This window comes from Mesorhizobium waimense, from assembly GCF_003601975.1.
Classification (GTDB): domain Bacteria; phylum Pseudomonadota; class Alphaproteobacteria; order Rhizobiales; family Rhizobiaceae; genus Mesorhizobium; species Mesorhizobium waimense.
This window is the reverse complement of the sequence record NZ_QZWZ01000012.1, coordinates 156160-169921: the sequence shown is the minus strand read 5'-3', so window position 1 is coordinate 169921 and position 13762 is coordinate 156160. Positions and strand designations below refer to the sequence as shown.

Annotated in this window: 12 protein-coding genes; 3 read left to right on the top strand and 9 right to left on the bottom strand. The window is 63.8% G+C overall.

The features are described 5' to 3' along the window. Positions 1–46 precede the first annotated feature (46 nt). Entirely contained in the window at positions 47–568 is a 522-nt protein-coding gene (locus tag D3227_RS17375; protein WP_120015303.1) for an anthrone oxygenase family protein, read from the bottom strand. A gap of 88 nt (positions 569–656) precedes the next feature. Here D3227_RS17375 and D3227_RS17370 point away from each other — a divergent pair, with 88 nt between their 5' ends. From D3227_RS17370 to mazG, 3 genes are all read left to right on the top strand, one after another. Beyond that, a complete protein-coding gene (locus D3227_RS17370) occupies positions 657–1256 on the top strand; it encodes a TetR/AcrR family transcriptional regulator (protein ID WP_120015302.1) in 600 nt (199 codons plus the stop codon). Between the two features lie 70 nt (positions 1257–1326). Next, positions 1327–2511 (top strand): amino acid aminotransferase, encoded by a 1185-nt coding sequence (locus tag D3227_RS17365; RefSeq protein WP_120015356.1) that lies wholly within the window; start codon positions 1327–1329, stop codon positions 2509–2511. Positions 2512–2618: 107 nt separating this feature from the next. Next, on the top strand, positions 2619–3443 hold the full coding sequence (gene mazG, locus D3227_RS17360; protein WP_120015355.1) for a nucleoside triphosphate pyrophosphohydrolase: 825 nt from the start codon (positions 2619–2621) through the stop codon (positions 3441–3443). A gap of 6 nt (positions 3444–3449) precedes the next feature. Here the strand turns inward: mazG and hflX are convergent, their stop codons facing one another. The 8 genes from hflX to dusB form a co-directional block, all read right to left on the bottom strand. After that, positions 3450–4841, bottom strand: a complete 1392-nt coding sequence (gene hflX, locus D3227_RS17355) for a GTPase HflX (RefSeq protein ID WP_120015300.1) — start codon at positions 4839–4841, stop codon at positions 3450–3452. Next, the gene (hfq, locus tag D3227_RS17350) at positions 4842–5087 is read right to left on the bottom strand and encodes an RNA chaperone Hfq (protein ID WP_006202172.1); all 246 of its coding nucleotides are present in this window, start codon (positions 5085–5087) and stop codon (positions 4842–4844) included. 144 nt (positions 5088–5231) lie between these two features. Continuing rightward, positions 5232–6095: a D-amino-acid transaminase gene (locus D3227_RS17345; protein WP_120015298.1), complete on the bottom strand. Its 864-nt coding sequence runs from the start codon at positions 6093–6095 to the stop codon at positions 5232–5234. Between the two features lie 103 nt (positions 6096–6198). Then, positions 6199–7560 carry a nitrogen assimilation response regulator NtrX gene (gene ntrX / locus D3227_RS17340; RefSeq protein ID WP_006202174.1) on the bottom strand — a complete coding sequence of 454 codons (1362 nt, stop codon included), beginning with the start codon at positions 7558–7560 and terminating at the stop codon, positions 6199–6201. Further along, the gene (locus tag D3227_RS17335) at positions 7550–9883 is read right to left on the bottom strand and encodes a sensor histidine kinase NtrY-like (RefSeq protein WP_425374516.1); all 2334 of its coding nucleotides are present in this window, start codon (positions 9881–9883) and stop codon (positions 7550–7552) included. Before D3227_RS17335 ends, ntrX begins: the two co-directional genes overlap by 11 nt. 217 nt (positions 9884–10100) lie before the next feature. Beyond that, complete coding sequence (gene ntrC, locus D3227_RS17330; protein WP_120015297.1) at positions 10101–11561, bottom strand: nitrogen regulation protein NR(I); 1461 nt, start codon at positions 11559–11561, stop codon at positions 10101–10103. Next, positions 11558–12700, bottom strand: a complete 1143-nt coding sequence (locus tag D3227_RS17325; RefSeq protein WP_120015296.1) for a two-component system sensor histidine kinase NtrB — start codon at positions 12698–12700, stop codon at positions 11558–11560. The genes ntrC and D3227_RS17325 overlap by 4 nt, the downstream gene beginning before the upstream one ends. Beyond that, the gene (dusB, locus tag D3227_RS17320) at positions 12697–13719 is read right to left on the bottom strand and encodes a tRNA dihydrouridine synthase DusB (RefSeq protein WP_120015295.1); all 1023 of its coding nucleotides are present in this window, start codon (positions 13717–13719) and stop codon (positions 12697–12699) included. The genes D3227_RS17325 and dusB overlap by 4 nt, the downstream gene beginning before the upstream one ends. Positions 13720–13762 lie beyond the last annotated feature (43 nt).

Genomic DNA, 13762 nt, shown 5'->3' with positions numbered 1-13762 from the left:
AAACTACGCCGATGTGACAGGAACGTGTAGGCCGCCCCGCAACCCCTCACGCCCGATCGCAAATTCCGGACACCGTCGATCGTAATCTGGCCAGGCCGACGCCGGCCAGTGTCAAAGCGATGCCGGAGGCGATGGTTCGTGCCTGGTTCCAGATCTGCCATTGTCCCGAGTAATCCTGCCATATGGTTTGTGCGGCATGGATGTCGTCGGGGACGGCCGTTGCCGCCAGGGCCTCGTTCATCGGCACATTAGCGGTCAGCGTAAGCGAGAGACCAAACAGCAGATAGACGACCGCCGCCCCGCAAAACCAGAAGGCGGATGCCTTGTGCCCGCTGAACCAGGCCATGGCGGCCGTGAGTCCGAGCACAACCGGCGTCAGGAAAAACGCCGGGAAGAAAACGGCATTGCGGACCGATGCGTTCATGGCCTGCATGGCCGCAATGGCGACGCGCGGGTCGGCTTGATCGAGGCCCCACATGGTCGAGCAAACCCAGGCATAGAAGAACCCGAAGATGGCCCCGCAAAAAACAATCGAGGCGATCGACAGGCCCGTAACGACCTTGTGCATTTAGTCCCTCCAAAACCGTATTTCCATGTACGCCTTTACAAATCCGTACAGATATGTACGCTTACTGTCAAGATGGTCGGAGACTGCGATGCGGGCAGACAACAGGGCCGAGCGCCAGGCGGAGATCGAGAAGGCGGCCTACGAGCTTCTGCAGACGAAGGGCTATCGCGGCACTTCCATGCTTAGCATCGCCAAACTGGCAAAGGCCTCGAACGAGACACTGTATCGCTGGTACGGCGACAAGAACGGATTGTTCAAGACCATGGTCGAAAGCAATGCGCGAACGACCAAGGAGGCCTTGGCCACGGCGATAATGGACGGCACGGATCCCATCGCGGCGCTCCGGCATGTTGCCCCAATCCTGCTTTCGATGCTGCTTGGCCAAGAGGCGATCGCGCTGAACCGTGCTGCCGCTGCTGATGAAAGCGGTGAACTGGGCCGGGCGATTGCCGCCGGCGGGCGCGATTCAGTCTTTCCACTGATCGAGACATTGATGCTGCGCGGCGTGGAAAGCAGATCCCTGGCCGCGCCTTCCGCGTCTGCGGCAGCGGACTGGTTCTTGAGCCTGCTGATCGGCGATCTCCAGATCAGGCGCGTCAACCGCACCCTGCCTCTCCTTTCGGACGCAGATGTCGTTGCAAGAGCATCCACCGCGGTCGGCGCATTCAGAAAGCTTTGCGCAGGCTAGGCCGGCAGGAAAAGCGCTGGCGAAACGAAGCCGATTTGCGTATCACTCCGCCGCCATTGGAGCCATGTCGATGTTCGAAACTCTGCAGTCCGCCCCTACCGACAAGATCCTTGCCCTGATCGGCCTCTATCGCGCCGATCCGCGCCCCGACAAGGTAGATCTTGGCGTCGGCGTCTACAAGGACCGCGACGGCAAGACGCCCGTCATGCGTGCAGTGCGCGAGGCCGAAAAGCGGCTGCTCAACAGCCAGGATACCAAGACCTATCTCGGCCTTGCCGGCGACACCGGTTTCAACACGGCGATGGCCAGGCTGGCCTTTGGCGAGGCTGCGGACTTTTCGCGCATTCGCGCCGCGCAGGCGCCCGGCGGCTCGGGCGCGCTGCGGCTGGTGGCCGAACTTTTGAAGCGCACCCGCGCCGACGCCACCATCTGGCTGTCGGACCCGACCTGGCCGAACCACATGCCGGTCATGCGCGCCGCCGGCCTGCAGATCCGCGAATACCCCTATTTCGACGCCGCCTCCGGCGCCGTTCGCTTCGAGGACATGCTGGCGGCGCTGCGGACCGCAAAGAGCGGCGACGTGGTGCTGCTGCATGGCTGCTGCCACAACCCGACCGGCGCCAATCTGGATGCGACGCAATGGGCTGCCGTGACCGAAATCGTCGTCGAGCGCGGCCTGTTGCCCTTCGTAGACATTGCCTATCAGGGCTTTGGCGAAGGGCTCGACGCGGACGCCGCCGGTTTGCGCCTGCTCGCAGCAAAAGTCCCTGAAATGGTTGTCGCCTCGAGCTGCTCGAAGAACTTTGCCGTCTACCGCGACCGCGTCGGCGCGGCGATGATCCTGGCCAAGGATGGCGCCCAGGCGGATGTGGCGATGAGCCAGATGCTGTCGGCGGCGCGCGCCATCTATTCGATGCCGCCGGACCATGGCGCGGCGGCGGTGCGGATGGTTCTGGAAGATGCCGCGCTACGCGCCGACTGGGAAGCGGAACTCGAGGAGATGCGGCTGCGCATGCTGAGGCTGCGCGTCGCGTTCGCCGAAGCGCTGCGGCGGCAGTCGAACTCCGATCGCTTCGATTTCGTCGCCAGCCATCGCGGCATGTTTTCCAGGCTTGGCCTGACCGAGGCGCAGGTCGAGCGCCTGCGCGCCGAATATGGCGTCTACATGGTCGGCGACAGCCGCATCAACGTCGCCGGCTTGCCGGAAGACGGCATGGACAAGCTCGCCAAGGCGATCGTATCGGTGCTCGACTAGGGCCAGTCGACCTCTCGCGATGGTTCCGTGCCGGCACCTGTGGACAATGCCCCCTCGCCGGCCGACGGCATTGGCCGGCCGGCCGCATGCACGATAGCATCCAGCTGATGAAACCCTCGCAAGACATTTCCCGGCTGATCGAGATCATGGCGGCGCTCAGGGCGCCGAAAACCGGCTGCCCGTGGGATATCGAGCAGGACTTTTCGACGATCGCGCCCTACACGATCGAGGAAGCCTACGAGGTGGCGGACGCCATCGCGCGCGGCGATCTCGATGATCTGCGCGATGAGCTCGGCGATCTCCTGCTCCAGGTCGTCTATCATGCGCAAATGGCGAAAGAATCAGGCGAATTCGCCTTTGGCGACGTCGTCCAGGCCATCACCAGGAAAATGATCCGCCGTCATCCGCATGTCTTCGGCGACGAAGAAGCGCGCAGTGCCGGCATGGCCAAGGGCATGTGGGAGAAGATCAAGTCGCAGGAGAAGGCCGAGAAGCGAGCTGCCCGCATCGCCCGCGGCCACGATCCGGAGGACCACGGTAAGGGTTTTCTGGACAGTGTGCCGGTCGCCCTGCCCGCGTTGACGCGCGCATTGAAACTTCAGGAGAAGGCGGCCCGTGTCGGCTTCGACTGGAGCGAGGCAGCGCCCATCCTAGACAAGATCGAGGAAGAGATCGGCGAATTGCGCGAGGCTCTGGCCAATGGCGACGCAGCACCCATCAAGGACGAGTTCGGCGACATGCTGTTTGCCATCGTCAATCTCGGCCGCCACCTCAAGCTCGACGCCGAAGCGGCACTCAGCGGCACCAATGAGAAATTCCGCTCGCGCTTCCACTATGTCGAGCGGGCGCTGGAAGCCTCCGGCAACACGCTGGAAAAGGCGACGCTGGAGGAAATGGAAGCGCTCTGGCAGCATGCCAAGGCCGTGAAATAACCAGGCTTACCCGTTGTTTTTACGGTGCAATCGGCTTTCGATTTCTTGCCGGGCGCTGTGCGTAGCATTGAGCGAGATGGTCGCGCTGCCATCCTCATTGTCGGCCCGCGAAACGACGTCGCCATTGCGGTAGAGCCAGTCGACGAGGCCGAACTGCGCCGGTTCGATGGTCACCGTCAGCTCCTCCAATTCGCCCGCCATCCGCGTCTCGACCTGCGCCCTCAGGGCATCGAGGCCTTCGCCGGTGACGGCGGAAATCGCAATCGGCGGCGCCTTCCTGCCGTCATTGCCATCGGCAAGCAGCCTGGCGCGGTTGCCCTCGTCAAGCAGATCGATCTTGTTCCACACCTCGACGACGCGCTTGGCATCGCCGGCATCGACGCCGAGATCGGCCAGGATGCGCTCGACATCCTCGGCCTGCGCTGCCGTGTCGGGGTCGGAGATGTCGCGCAGATGGATGACCAGATCGGCCTCGACCACCTCTTCCAGCGTTGCCCGGAAGGCCGCCACCAGATGCGTGGGCAAGTCGGAGATGAAGCCCACCGTATCCGACAGGATGATCGGCGTGCCGTGCGGCAGCCGCACGCGGCGCAGCGTCGGATCGAGCGTGGCGAACAGCATGTCCTCGGCCAGCACCCCTGCCCCGGTCAGCTTGTTGAACAGCGTCGATTTACCGGCATTGGTGTAGCCGACGATCGCCACCACGGGGAACGGCACCTTCTTGCGCTTGGCGCGGTGCAGGTCGCGGGTGCGGCGCACCGTCTCCAGCTCGTGCTTCAGCTTGATGATCTTGTCCTGCAGGATGCGCCGATCGGATTCGATCTGCGTTTCGCCGGGACCGCCGAGAAAGCCTGCGCCGCCGCGCTGGCGTTCGAGGTGGGTCCAGCTGCGCACCAGGCGGCCCTTCTGGTAGTTGAGATGGGCGAGTTCGACCTGCAGCGTGCCTTCCTTGGTCCGCGCGCGCTCGCCGAAGATCTCCAGGATCAGCCCGGTGCGATCCAGCACCTTGGCGTTCAATTCCTTTTCGAGATTGCGCTGCTGCACCGGCGTCAGCGGATGGTCGACGATGACCACTTCAGCGTGGCCCTCTTTGACGATCTCGGCGAACTCCGCGACCTTGCCGCTGCCCAGCAAGGTCGCCGGGCGCGGATCGTTGACGGTCGCCACCGCCGTGTGGATCAGATCGAGGTTGATGGCGCGGGCAAGCCCGACCGCTTCGTCGTGGCGGGCCTCGGCCGAACGCGTCAGCCGCGGACGGTTCGACTCGTCGTCGCTACGCTGATGGCGGGTAAGCACGGGCACAATGACAACCGCCCGGGTCGGGCCCTTGGCTTCCGTCCCCGGCTGATGTGCCAATTTTCCGCGGACGCTGCGGTCCGCGTCTTTCTCACGTGCCAATCAGGCGCCCTGGCTTTCCTCGCCATCGAACATCTGAACCGGCTGGCTCGGCATGATCGTGGAAATGGCGTGCTTGTAGACAAGCTGGGAATGGCCGTCACGCCGCAGCAGAACACAGAAATTGTCAAACGAAGTGACCACGCCGGTCAGCTTCACGCCGTTGATGAGGAAGATGGTGAGTGGATTTTTGCTCTTGCGAACTGAATTCAGGAACAGGTCCTGAAGGTTTTGCGATCGTTCCGCCATTGTTCTTGTCTTTCGCCGATCCCCTTCGGTTTGCAGCCAATGCGCCAAATTACCTGGCGCATGTCAAGCGCACAAACACCCTCTTGCCGTCAGTAACGACAAGCAGAACGAGATAAATTGATGTTCATTCCACCTGTGCGGTTATCAGGCTGGACTTTTTTCCGCAATGTCAAAAAAGGCTTGGCGCAACGAAAGTGTTATTGAGCCGGGGTGGCCGTTGGCAATGGGAGCCCCGTCAATTGCCACGACCGGCATGGCGATCGTGGTCGCCGAACTGATGAAAGCCTCTCGCGCCGCCTTGGCCTCAGCCACCGAAAAACCCCGCTCCTCGACCTTCAGGCCGAGCTTGTCGGCCACCTCGAACAGCGTCGTGCGGGTGATGCCGCGCAAGATGCCGTGCTCGGCCGGCCGCGTCACAAGAACCCCATCCCTGGTGACGATCCAGGCGTTCGACGAGCCGCCTTCCTTGACGGTGCCGTCGGTGTCAACGAACCAGGCTTCCTGGGCGCCGGCCTCCTTGGCCTTCTGCTTGGCGAGCACGTTGGGCAGCAAGCCGACGGTCTTGATGTCGACCCGGTCCCAGCGGTTCTCCGGCACGGTGATCACCTTGATACCGGTCCCGGCCTTTTTGGCCGCCGCGGCCGGGTCGGCTTTCCTGGCCGTCACCACCAGCGACCGCTTCGTGCCCGCTGCCGGAAACAGAAAGTCGCGGCTGGCGACGCCGCGCGTCACCTGGACATAGACCAGGCCGTTGGCGACATGGTTGCGGCGCACCACTTCGCGCAGGATGAGCGGCAGCACGCCGCGTGTGACCGGCCAGTCGATCGACAGCTCGTTCAGCGAACGGTCCAGCCGCGCAAGATGACGCGGCATGTCGACGATGAAGCCGCGCGCCACCTCGCAGACCTCGTAGACGCCGTCGGCGAATTGATAGCCGCGATCCTCGATATGCACGGCAGCGTCGGCATGGGCGACATAGCGCCCGTTCACATAGGCAATACGCGGCATGGGAACCCCTCGAGAAAAGTCCCGACTTTCTTAGGCGATTCCGCCGCAGCCGTAACGGGCAATTGCGTGGGCCAGACCGGCCGACCTCACGCGTGTCCCGCGGTCAGACGCCGAGCGACTTCAACTTGCGGTGAAGCGCCGAGCGCTCCATGCCGATGAACTCGGCCGTCTTCGAGATGTTGCCGCCGAAGCGGTTGATCTGGGCGATCAGGTAGTCCTTCTCGAACTGTTCGCGCGCCTCGCGCAGCGGCAGCGCCATGATGTGCTGGTCGGACTGGTTCGGCGTGCGCGGCATGACGTCGCCGATCTCGGACGGCAACAGGTCGGCCGTGATCGGCGCATCGACATTGTCGCCGCGTGCCAGGATCATCAGCCGCTCGACATTATTGCGCAGTTGGCGGACGTTGCCCGGCCAGTTGTGCGCCTGCAGCACCGCCAGCGCGTCATCGCCGATGCGGCGCGGCTTGATGCCGGCCTGGCGCGCGATCTGTTTCATGAAATTGTCGACCAGATAAGGAATGTCCTCGCGCCGCTCGGCCAGGCCCGGCACCATGACCGGGACCACCGCCAGGCGATGGTAAAGGTCCTCGCGGAAACGGCCGTCGGCGATCATCGCCTCAAGGTTCTGGGAGGTCGAAGAGATGATGCGCACGTCGACCTTGACCCGCTTGGTGCCGCCTACGCGTTCGAATTGCTGCTCGACCAGCACGCGCAGGATCTTGTTCTGAGTCTCGCGCGGCATGTCGGCCACTTCGTCGATGTAGAGGATGCCGCGATGCGCCTCCTCCAGCGCGCCGACCTTGCGCTCGGTGCCGTTCGATTCAGTGCCGAACAGCTCGATCTCCATACGTTCGGGCGTGATGTTGGCGGCGCTCAGCGTTACGAACGGCGCTCCCTTGCGCGTCGACAGCGCATGGATGGCACGCGCCGCCAGTTCCTTGCCCGAACCGGAAGGGCCGATGATCATGACGCGGCTGTTGGTCGGCGCGACCCGCTCGATCGTCTGGCGCAACTGGCTCATCGCCGACGACATGCCGATCAGGTCGAAGGTCTCGCCGCTGCGCTGCTTGAGGTCGGAGACTTCGCGTCTCAGCTTGGAGGTCTCCAGCGCACGTTCGGCGATGAGAATGAGCCGGTCCGCCTTGAACGGCTTCTCGATGAAGTCATAGGCGCCGCGACGGATGGCCGACACCGCCGTTTCGATGTTGCCATGGCCGGAGATCATCACCACCGGGAGTGTTGGGTGCATCGTCTTGATCTCGTCCAGCAATGCCAGACCGTCCAGACGCGAGCCCTGCAGCCAGATGTCGAGGAAAATCAGCCGCGGCGCTCGATCGGCGATCGCTGCCAGCGCACTGTCGGCATCGAATGCCGTGCGGGTTTCGTGACCTTCGTCGCTCAGGATACCGGCGACGAGTTCGCGGATATCTTCCTCGTCATCGACGATGAGAATGTCAGACGCCATTACCGACCTTTTCAGTTTCTCTTTCGTTTTCCGCCTTGCTCTCGCCGCGCGACGGCGCGGCAGCAGCAGAAGGCGGCAGGATGATGCTGATCATTGCACCCCGCCCGCCGTGGAAATCCGCCGGCGCATCGTGCAGTTCAAGCCGGCCGCCATGGTCCTCCACAATCTTCTTGACGATAGCGAGGCCGAGCCCGGTCCCCTTCTCGCGTGTCGTCATATAGGGCTCGAGCAGCCTCTGGCGATTCTCGCGCGGCAAACCTTTGCCATTGTCGATGACGTCGATTCTGATCGCGCCATTCTGCCGTCCGGCTTGAATCCGGATTGTGCCGTGCGAGCGGTCTTTTGCATCAAGTCCGTCAATGGCCTCGGCAGCGTTCTTGATGACGTTGCCGAACGCCTGCGCCATCAGCCGGCTGTCGAAGGTGCCCTTGAGCGCCTCGTTGCCGAAAATCCGCTCGAAGGCGATGTCGGAACGGCTGACCTCGACCAGAAACGAGGCCTCGCGCAGCGATTCGCGCAGATCGATGGCCTTCATCTCAGGTTTCGGCATGCGCGCGAAGGCCGAGAACTCATCGACCATGCGGCCGATATCCTCGACCTGACGGATGATGGTGTCGGTGCATTGATCGAAGACCTCGCGATCCTCGGTGATGACCTTGCCGTAGCGGCGCTTGATGCGCTCGGCCGACAGCTGGATTGGCGTCAGCGGGTTCTTGATCTCGTGCGCGATGCGCCGCGCCACGTCGGCCCAAGCCGACGAGCGCTGCGCCTGGACGAGGTCGGTGATGTCGTCGACGGTCACGACATAGGATTTCTCCTCCGCCCCGTCGTCGCCAGCCTCTATGGTGATTTGCACATTGAAGGTCCGCTCCGTGCCGGCGCGGTAGAAGGTCACCTGCTCGCGATAGACCGGCTTGCCCGACTTTCGGCCGATCTCGAAGACGCGGCCGACATGCGGCAGCACCGCCGAAAGGTTCTGCCCGAGCGCCGCGGTGGCGGAAATCGCCAGCATCGTCTCGGCCGAGCGGTTGACGATGGTGACTATGCCATAGGGGTCGACGCCGATGACGCCGGCGGTGACGCCGGCCAGCACCGCTTCCGAAAAGCGCCGCCGCTCGTCGATCAGGTCCTTGGCGGACAGGATCTCGTTGCGCTGCGATTTCAGCTCCAGCAGCATCTTGTTGAAGGTGTCGCCAAGCGAGGCGACGTCGCCGTCGGATGGCCTGACCGGCACGGCCACGTCGAGATTGCCGGTCGCGACCTCGTCGGCGGCGCCGATAAGCTGGCGGATCGGCCGCACCAGCCGGTCGGCGACCGCGATGCCGGTCCAGATCGCCGACAGGATAATGATCAGCGTCAGCGACAGATAGGGCAGCGCGAAGGCCACCTGCGAGGTGCGGCGGTTGTCTTCCAGCCCGCGATATTCGTCGGTGTTGGATCGGACAATCTGACGTGCCTTGATCACTTCGGGATCGACCAGGCGGATCGTGTAGAGGTAGAGCCCTTCGATTTGGCGCAGCTTGACGATGGCGCCCATGATGTTCCGCGTCTTCGGCTCGATCAGCACCGGCTTGCCGTCGGCGGCGCTGGTCACGGCACCTTCCGGCGGCTCCGGCATGGCGAAGTCGGCATCGGTCTTGGCGCTCATGACGAATGAGCCGTCGGGCTTGATCAGCGCCGCATGCGCCAGCGACCGGCCAACCGCTTCCTTGTTCATCAGGTCGAGAAAACCGGTTCGGTCGAGGCCGTAAAGCGTGCGCGACGCGTCGAGATCGTAGGCCATCGACAGCGTCGTGCCCTGAAGATTGCGGGCGTTTTCCTGGACATAAGCGTCGGCAATCGACAGCGACGAATTGACGATGGTCTTGGTGCGGATCTCGAACCAGCGGTCGAGGCCGATATCGAGCGTGATCGAGGCGATGATCGCCACCATGATGGCCGGGATGGCGGCGACCAGCGCAAACATAGCCACGATGCGCACATGCAGCCGCGACGCCGCCTTGCCGTGCCGCCGCGCCATCACGATGCGGTGAACTTCACGGCTGACCAGCGCGATCAGGAACAGGACGAAGACGGCATTGAGCGCGATCAGCGCCAGAGTCGTCCTCTCGTTCGGCACGATCGGCGTGGCGCCGACCAGGATGGCGAAGGAAATCGCCGCCGTGACCAGCGCACCGGCAATCGCCACCACGCCAGGCAGCGCCAGCAGCCGGCGCCTGTCTTCGACACCGTGCCTGCTGAAAATCGGTTCGTTCAGTGTAGGGGCCTGAGTCGCCATGTCGCCGTCTAGAGCCAGTGATTGCGTCGGATCTATGCAACGCATTGTGGCGATTATGCAACAAGTGTGGCCGGGACGGAAATCTTTCCCCGGCTCATTCGCCTAAAGGGTCGGTTACAGGACCCTTTTGCCCACAGGCGCTAGCGCACACGATCCCAAACCGAAGGTCCGCGTCAGCGAAAAGCGGAATCCGGTTTCGGAAAAGATCATGCTCGAACAACGAGATAGAGCCCATCCCGATTCTATCGGGATAGAAGAGGCTCTAAGCTGGCCTCGACGACTTGTAGACGTTGACGCCGAGCTCGCGGATCTTCTTGCGCAGCGTGTTGCGGTTGAGCCCCAGTAGTTCGGCGGCCTTGATCTGATTGCCGCGCGTTGCCGTCATCGAGGCCAGAACCAGCGGATATTCGACCTCGGACAGAATGCGCTGGTAGAGCCCGGCCGGCGGCAGGTCGCCGGCAAAGGATGCAAAATAGCGCTGCAGGAAATGCTCCACTGCCTGGCCGATCGAAAGGTCGTCCGGAATGAGATTGCCGCCGTCCGGGACGACCGGCCTCTCGCCGGTCTTCAGCTCGGCCTCGATGATCTCGGCGGAGATCTCGTCCTGCGAATAGAGCGCGGCCAGCCTGCGCACCAGGTTTTCCAGCTCGCGCACATTGCCCGGCCATGGATAGCGCTTCATCAATTCGATGCCGCCGGTCGAGATACGCTTGGTCTGCAGGCCTTCGCTGGCGCCGAGCTTGAAGAAGTGCCGCACCAGGTCGGGAACGTCCTCGGAGCGCTCGCGCAGCGCCGGCAGCCGCAGCGGCACGACGTTCAGGCGATAGAACAGGTCCTCGCGGAACAGCCCCTGGTTGATCAGCGTGCGCAGGTCCTTGTTGGTGGCGGCGACGATGCGCACATCGGTCTTGATCGGCGTGCGCCCGCCGACCGTGGTGTACTCGCCTTGCTGCAGCACGCGCAGCAGGCGCGTCTGCGCCTCCATCGGCATGTCGCCGATCTCGTCGAGGAACAGCGTGCCGCCTTCGGCCTGCTCGAAGCGGCCCGTGGAGCGGTTCTGCGCGCCGGTGAAAGCGCCTTTCTCGTGGCCGAACAGTTCCGATTCGATCAGGTCGCGGGGGATCGCCGCCATGTTGATGGCCACGAACGGCCCGCCGCGGCGGCGGCCATATTCGTGCAGCGCGCGCGCCACCAGTTCCTTGCCGGTGCCCGACTCGCCTGAAATCATCACCGTCAGGTCGGTCTGCATCATGCGCGCCAGCATGCGGTAGATGTCCTGCATGGCCGCCGAGCGGCCGACCAGCGGCATCGTCTCCGGTTGCTCGTCGGCGCGGGCGTCGATTTTCGGCCGCCTCGGCTCGGCCAGCGCCCGGTTGACGATGCTGAGCAGCTCGGTCAGGTCGAACGGCTTCGGCAGATATTCATAGGCGCCGGTCTCGGAGGCCCGGATCGCGGTCATGAAGGTGTTTTGCGCACTCATGACGATGACCGGCAGCTCCGGCCGCGCTTTCTTGATGCGCGGCAGCATGTCGAACGCATTCTCGTCGGGCATCACCACATCGGTGATCACCAGATCGCCCTCGCCCGCCGCCACCCAGCGCCACAATGTCGAGGCGTTGGAGGTCACACGCACCTCATGGCCGACGCGCGACAGCGCCTGGTTGAGGACCGTACGGATGGCCGCATCGTCGTCGGCGACCAGAATATTGCCGCGAACGGTCATTTGCGGTCTCCTTCATTGCCATCGTCGGTGCCGAACGAGGTTTGCTTCCAAGCCGGCATAAGTATGCGGAATGTGGTTGCGCGCGGCGTTGAATCGCATTCGATGATGCCGCCATGCTCGCCGACCAGCTTCGCCACCAGCGCCAGGCCGAGGCCCGACCCGTTCGGCTTGGTGGTGATGAAGGGATCGAACAGGATCGGCAGGATATCTTCCGAAACACCGGGGCCATTGTCGCGCACGCAGAATTCCAGCGGCAACGAGACGCGATCCTGCGTCCCCGGAACCGAAACGCGAATGCCCGGCCGGAACGCGGTCGACAGCATGATCTCGCCCTGCGGGTCGCCGCCGATCGCCTCGGCGGCGTTCTTGACCAGGTTGAGGAATATTTGGATCAGCTGGTCGCGGTTGGCGAAAACCGGAGGCAACGATGGATCGTATTCCTCCAAGATCTTGATCCGTTTGGCAAAACCGTTCTTTGCAATTGCCTTCACATGATCGAGAACGACATGTATGTTGACCGGATAGCGGTCGATCGGCCGCTCGTCGGAAAACACCTCCATGCGATCGACCAGCGACACGATACGGTCGGTCTCGTCGGTGATCAGGCGGGTCAGCGCCCGATCCTCGTCGGAGGCGGAGAGTTCGAGCAATTGGGCAGCACCGCGGATGCCGGACAGCGGGTTCTTGATCTCATGGGCAAGCATGGCGGCCAGGCCCGTGACCGAGCGCGCCGCGCCGCGATGCGTCATCTGCCGGTCGATCTTGTCGGCCATCGAGCGTTCCTGGAACATCACCACCACCGAGCCTGGGAACTCCGGCACCGGCGCGACATAGAGGTCGACGACCTTTTCGATGCCGAGGCGCGGCGACGAGACATCGACGCGGTATTCGTTGACCGGCGCCCGGCGCTCGCGCACCTGGTCGACGAGCGTCAGCAGCGGACTGCCGAAAGGCACCAGCTTGGACAGCGTGTTGCGGGCAAGCATATTGGCGCTGGAGCGAAAGAAGTCCTCGGCATCGGCATTGGCGTAGGTGATGAAACCTTCGCCATCGACCATGATCACCGGGCGGCGGATGGTGTTCAGCACGATCTGGGCGGCATCCACCATGTCCGGTCCTTGAGCGGCTGTGGCCTTCATGCCGCGCTCCGCAGGGTCACCGGCGCGCCGACGGTCGAGAACACGTCCCGCAGTTCGGCAATGACCCTGGCTGGCTCGAACGACGTCAGGATGGCCTTGCGCTGGTCGGGACCGACGCCGGCGGCGTGGCGATCGAGATACCAGCCAAGGTGCTTGCGCGCCTGGCGCAGCCCGCTTTCGCTGCCATAGAGCGTCAGCAAGTCCTCATAATGGGCGATGATGTAGTCGGCGAGAGCCTGCGGGCTTTGGGGAATGCCTGTTGCCGCCCCGCCTGCTGCCGCGATGCTGCCGGCAATCCAAGGCGCGCCGTAATGCGCCCGACCGACCATCACCGCGTCGGCGCCCGACTGCTGCAGAATATCAGCCGCCCCGGCGGCCGAACCGACATCGCCATTGGCAACGACCGGGATCGACACCGCCTCCTTGACCCGCGCGATGGCGCGCCAGTCGGCCTTGCCCTGGTAGAACTGGCAGCGCGTGCGGCCGTGTACGGTCACCATGCGCACACCGGCCTGCTCGGCGCGGCGCGCAAGCATCGGCGCGTTCAGCGCGCCTTCGTCCCAGCCGAGCCGCATTTTTACCGTGACCGGCACGGCGACGGCGCCGACCACCGCCTCGATCAGCGACAATGCATGGTCGAGATCGCGCATCAGTGCCGAACCGGCATAGCCGCCCGTCACCTTCTTGGCCGGGCAGCCCATGTTGATGTCGATGACGTCGGCGCCCTCGCCCTCGGCTATGCGCGCGCCTTCGGCCATGTGCGCCGCCTCGCGGCCGGCAAGCTGCACCATGTGCACCGGCAATCCGGAATGGCGGATGCGCAGATCACAGCCCGCCCTGCCCTTGGCCAGTTCGCCGCTCGCCACCATTTCCGAAACGACCAGCCCGGCGCCATGCGCATGGGCGCGCTGCCGGAACGGCTCGTCGGTTATGCCGGACATCGGCGCCAGAAAGACGCGATTGCGGATCGTCACGCCGCCGACGTCGAGCGGCACAGTCAATTTGGTCAAGTCAGGCATGCACAAAAACCAAGCATGTTCGATTGCTGCACATTCTCTAACC

Bases quoted from the DNA above. Each gene is read 5' to 3' on its own strand.
- D3227_RS17325 (WP_120015296.1), bottom strand. From the start codon at position 12,700: ATGAAGGCCACAGCCGCTCAAGGACCGGACATGGTGGATGCCGCCCAG.
- ntrC (WP_120015297.1), bottom strand. From the start codon at position 11,561: ATGACCGTTCGCGGCAATATTCTGGTCGCCGACGACGATGCGGCCATC.
- D3227_RS17345 (WP_120015298.1), bottom strand. From the start codon at position 6,095: ATGCCGCGTATTGCCTATGTGAACGGGCGCTATGTCGCCCATGCCGAC.
- D3227_RS17335 (WP_425374516.1), bottom strand. From the start codon at position 9,883: ATGCGTTGCATAGATCCGACGCAATCACTGGCTCTAGACGGCGACATG.
- D3227_RS17365 (WP_120015356.1), top strand. From the start codon at position 1,327: ATGTTCGAAACTCTGCAGTCCGCCCCTACCGACAAGATCCTTGCCCTG.
- D3227_RS17370 (WP_120015302.1), top strand. From the start codon at position 657: ATGCGGGCAGACAACAGGGCCGAGCGCCAGGCGGAGATCGAGAAGGCG.
- D3227_RS17375 (WP_120015303.1), bottom strand. From the start codon at position 568: ATGCACAAGGTCGTTACGGGCCTGTCGATCGCCTCGATTGTTTTTTGC.
- dusB (WP_120015295.1), bottom strand. From the start codon at position 13,719: ATGCCTGACTTGACCAAATTGACTGTGCCGCTCGACGTCGGCGGCGTG.
- mazG (WP_120015355.1), top strand. From the start codon at position 2,619: ATGAAACCCTCGCAAGACATTTCCCGGCTGATCGAGATCATGGCGGCG.
- ntrX (WP_006202174.1), bottom strand. From the start codon at position 7,560: ATGGCGTCTGACATTCTCATCGTCGATGACGAGGAAGATATCCGCGAA.
- hfq (WP_006202172.1), bottom strand. From the start codon at position 5,087: ATGGCGGAACGATCGCAAAACCTTCAGGACCTGTTCCTGAATTCAGTT.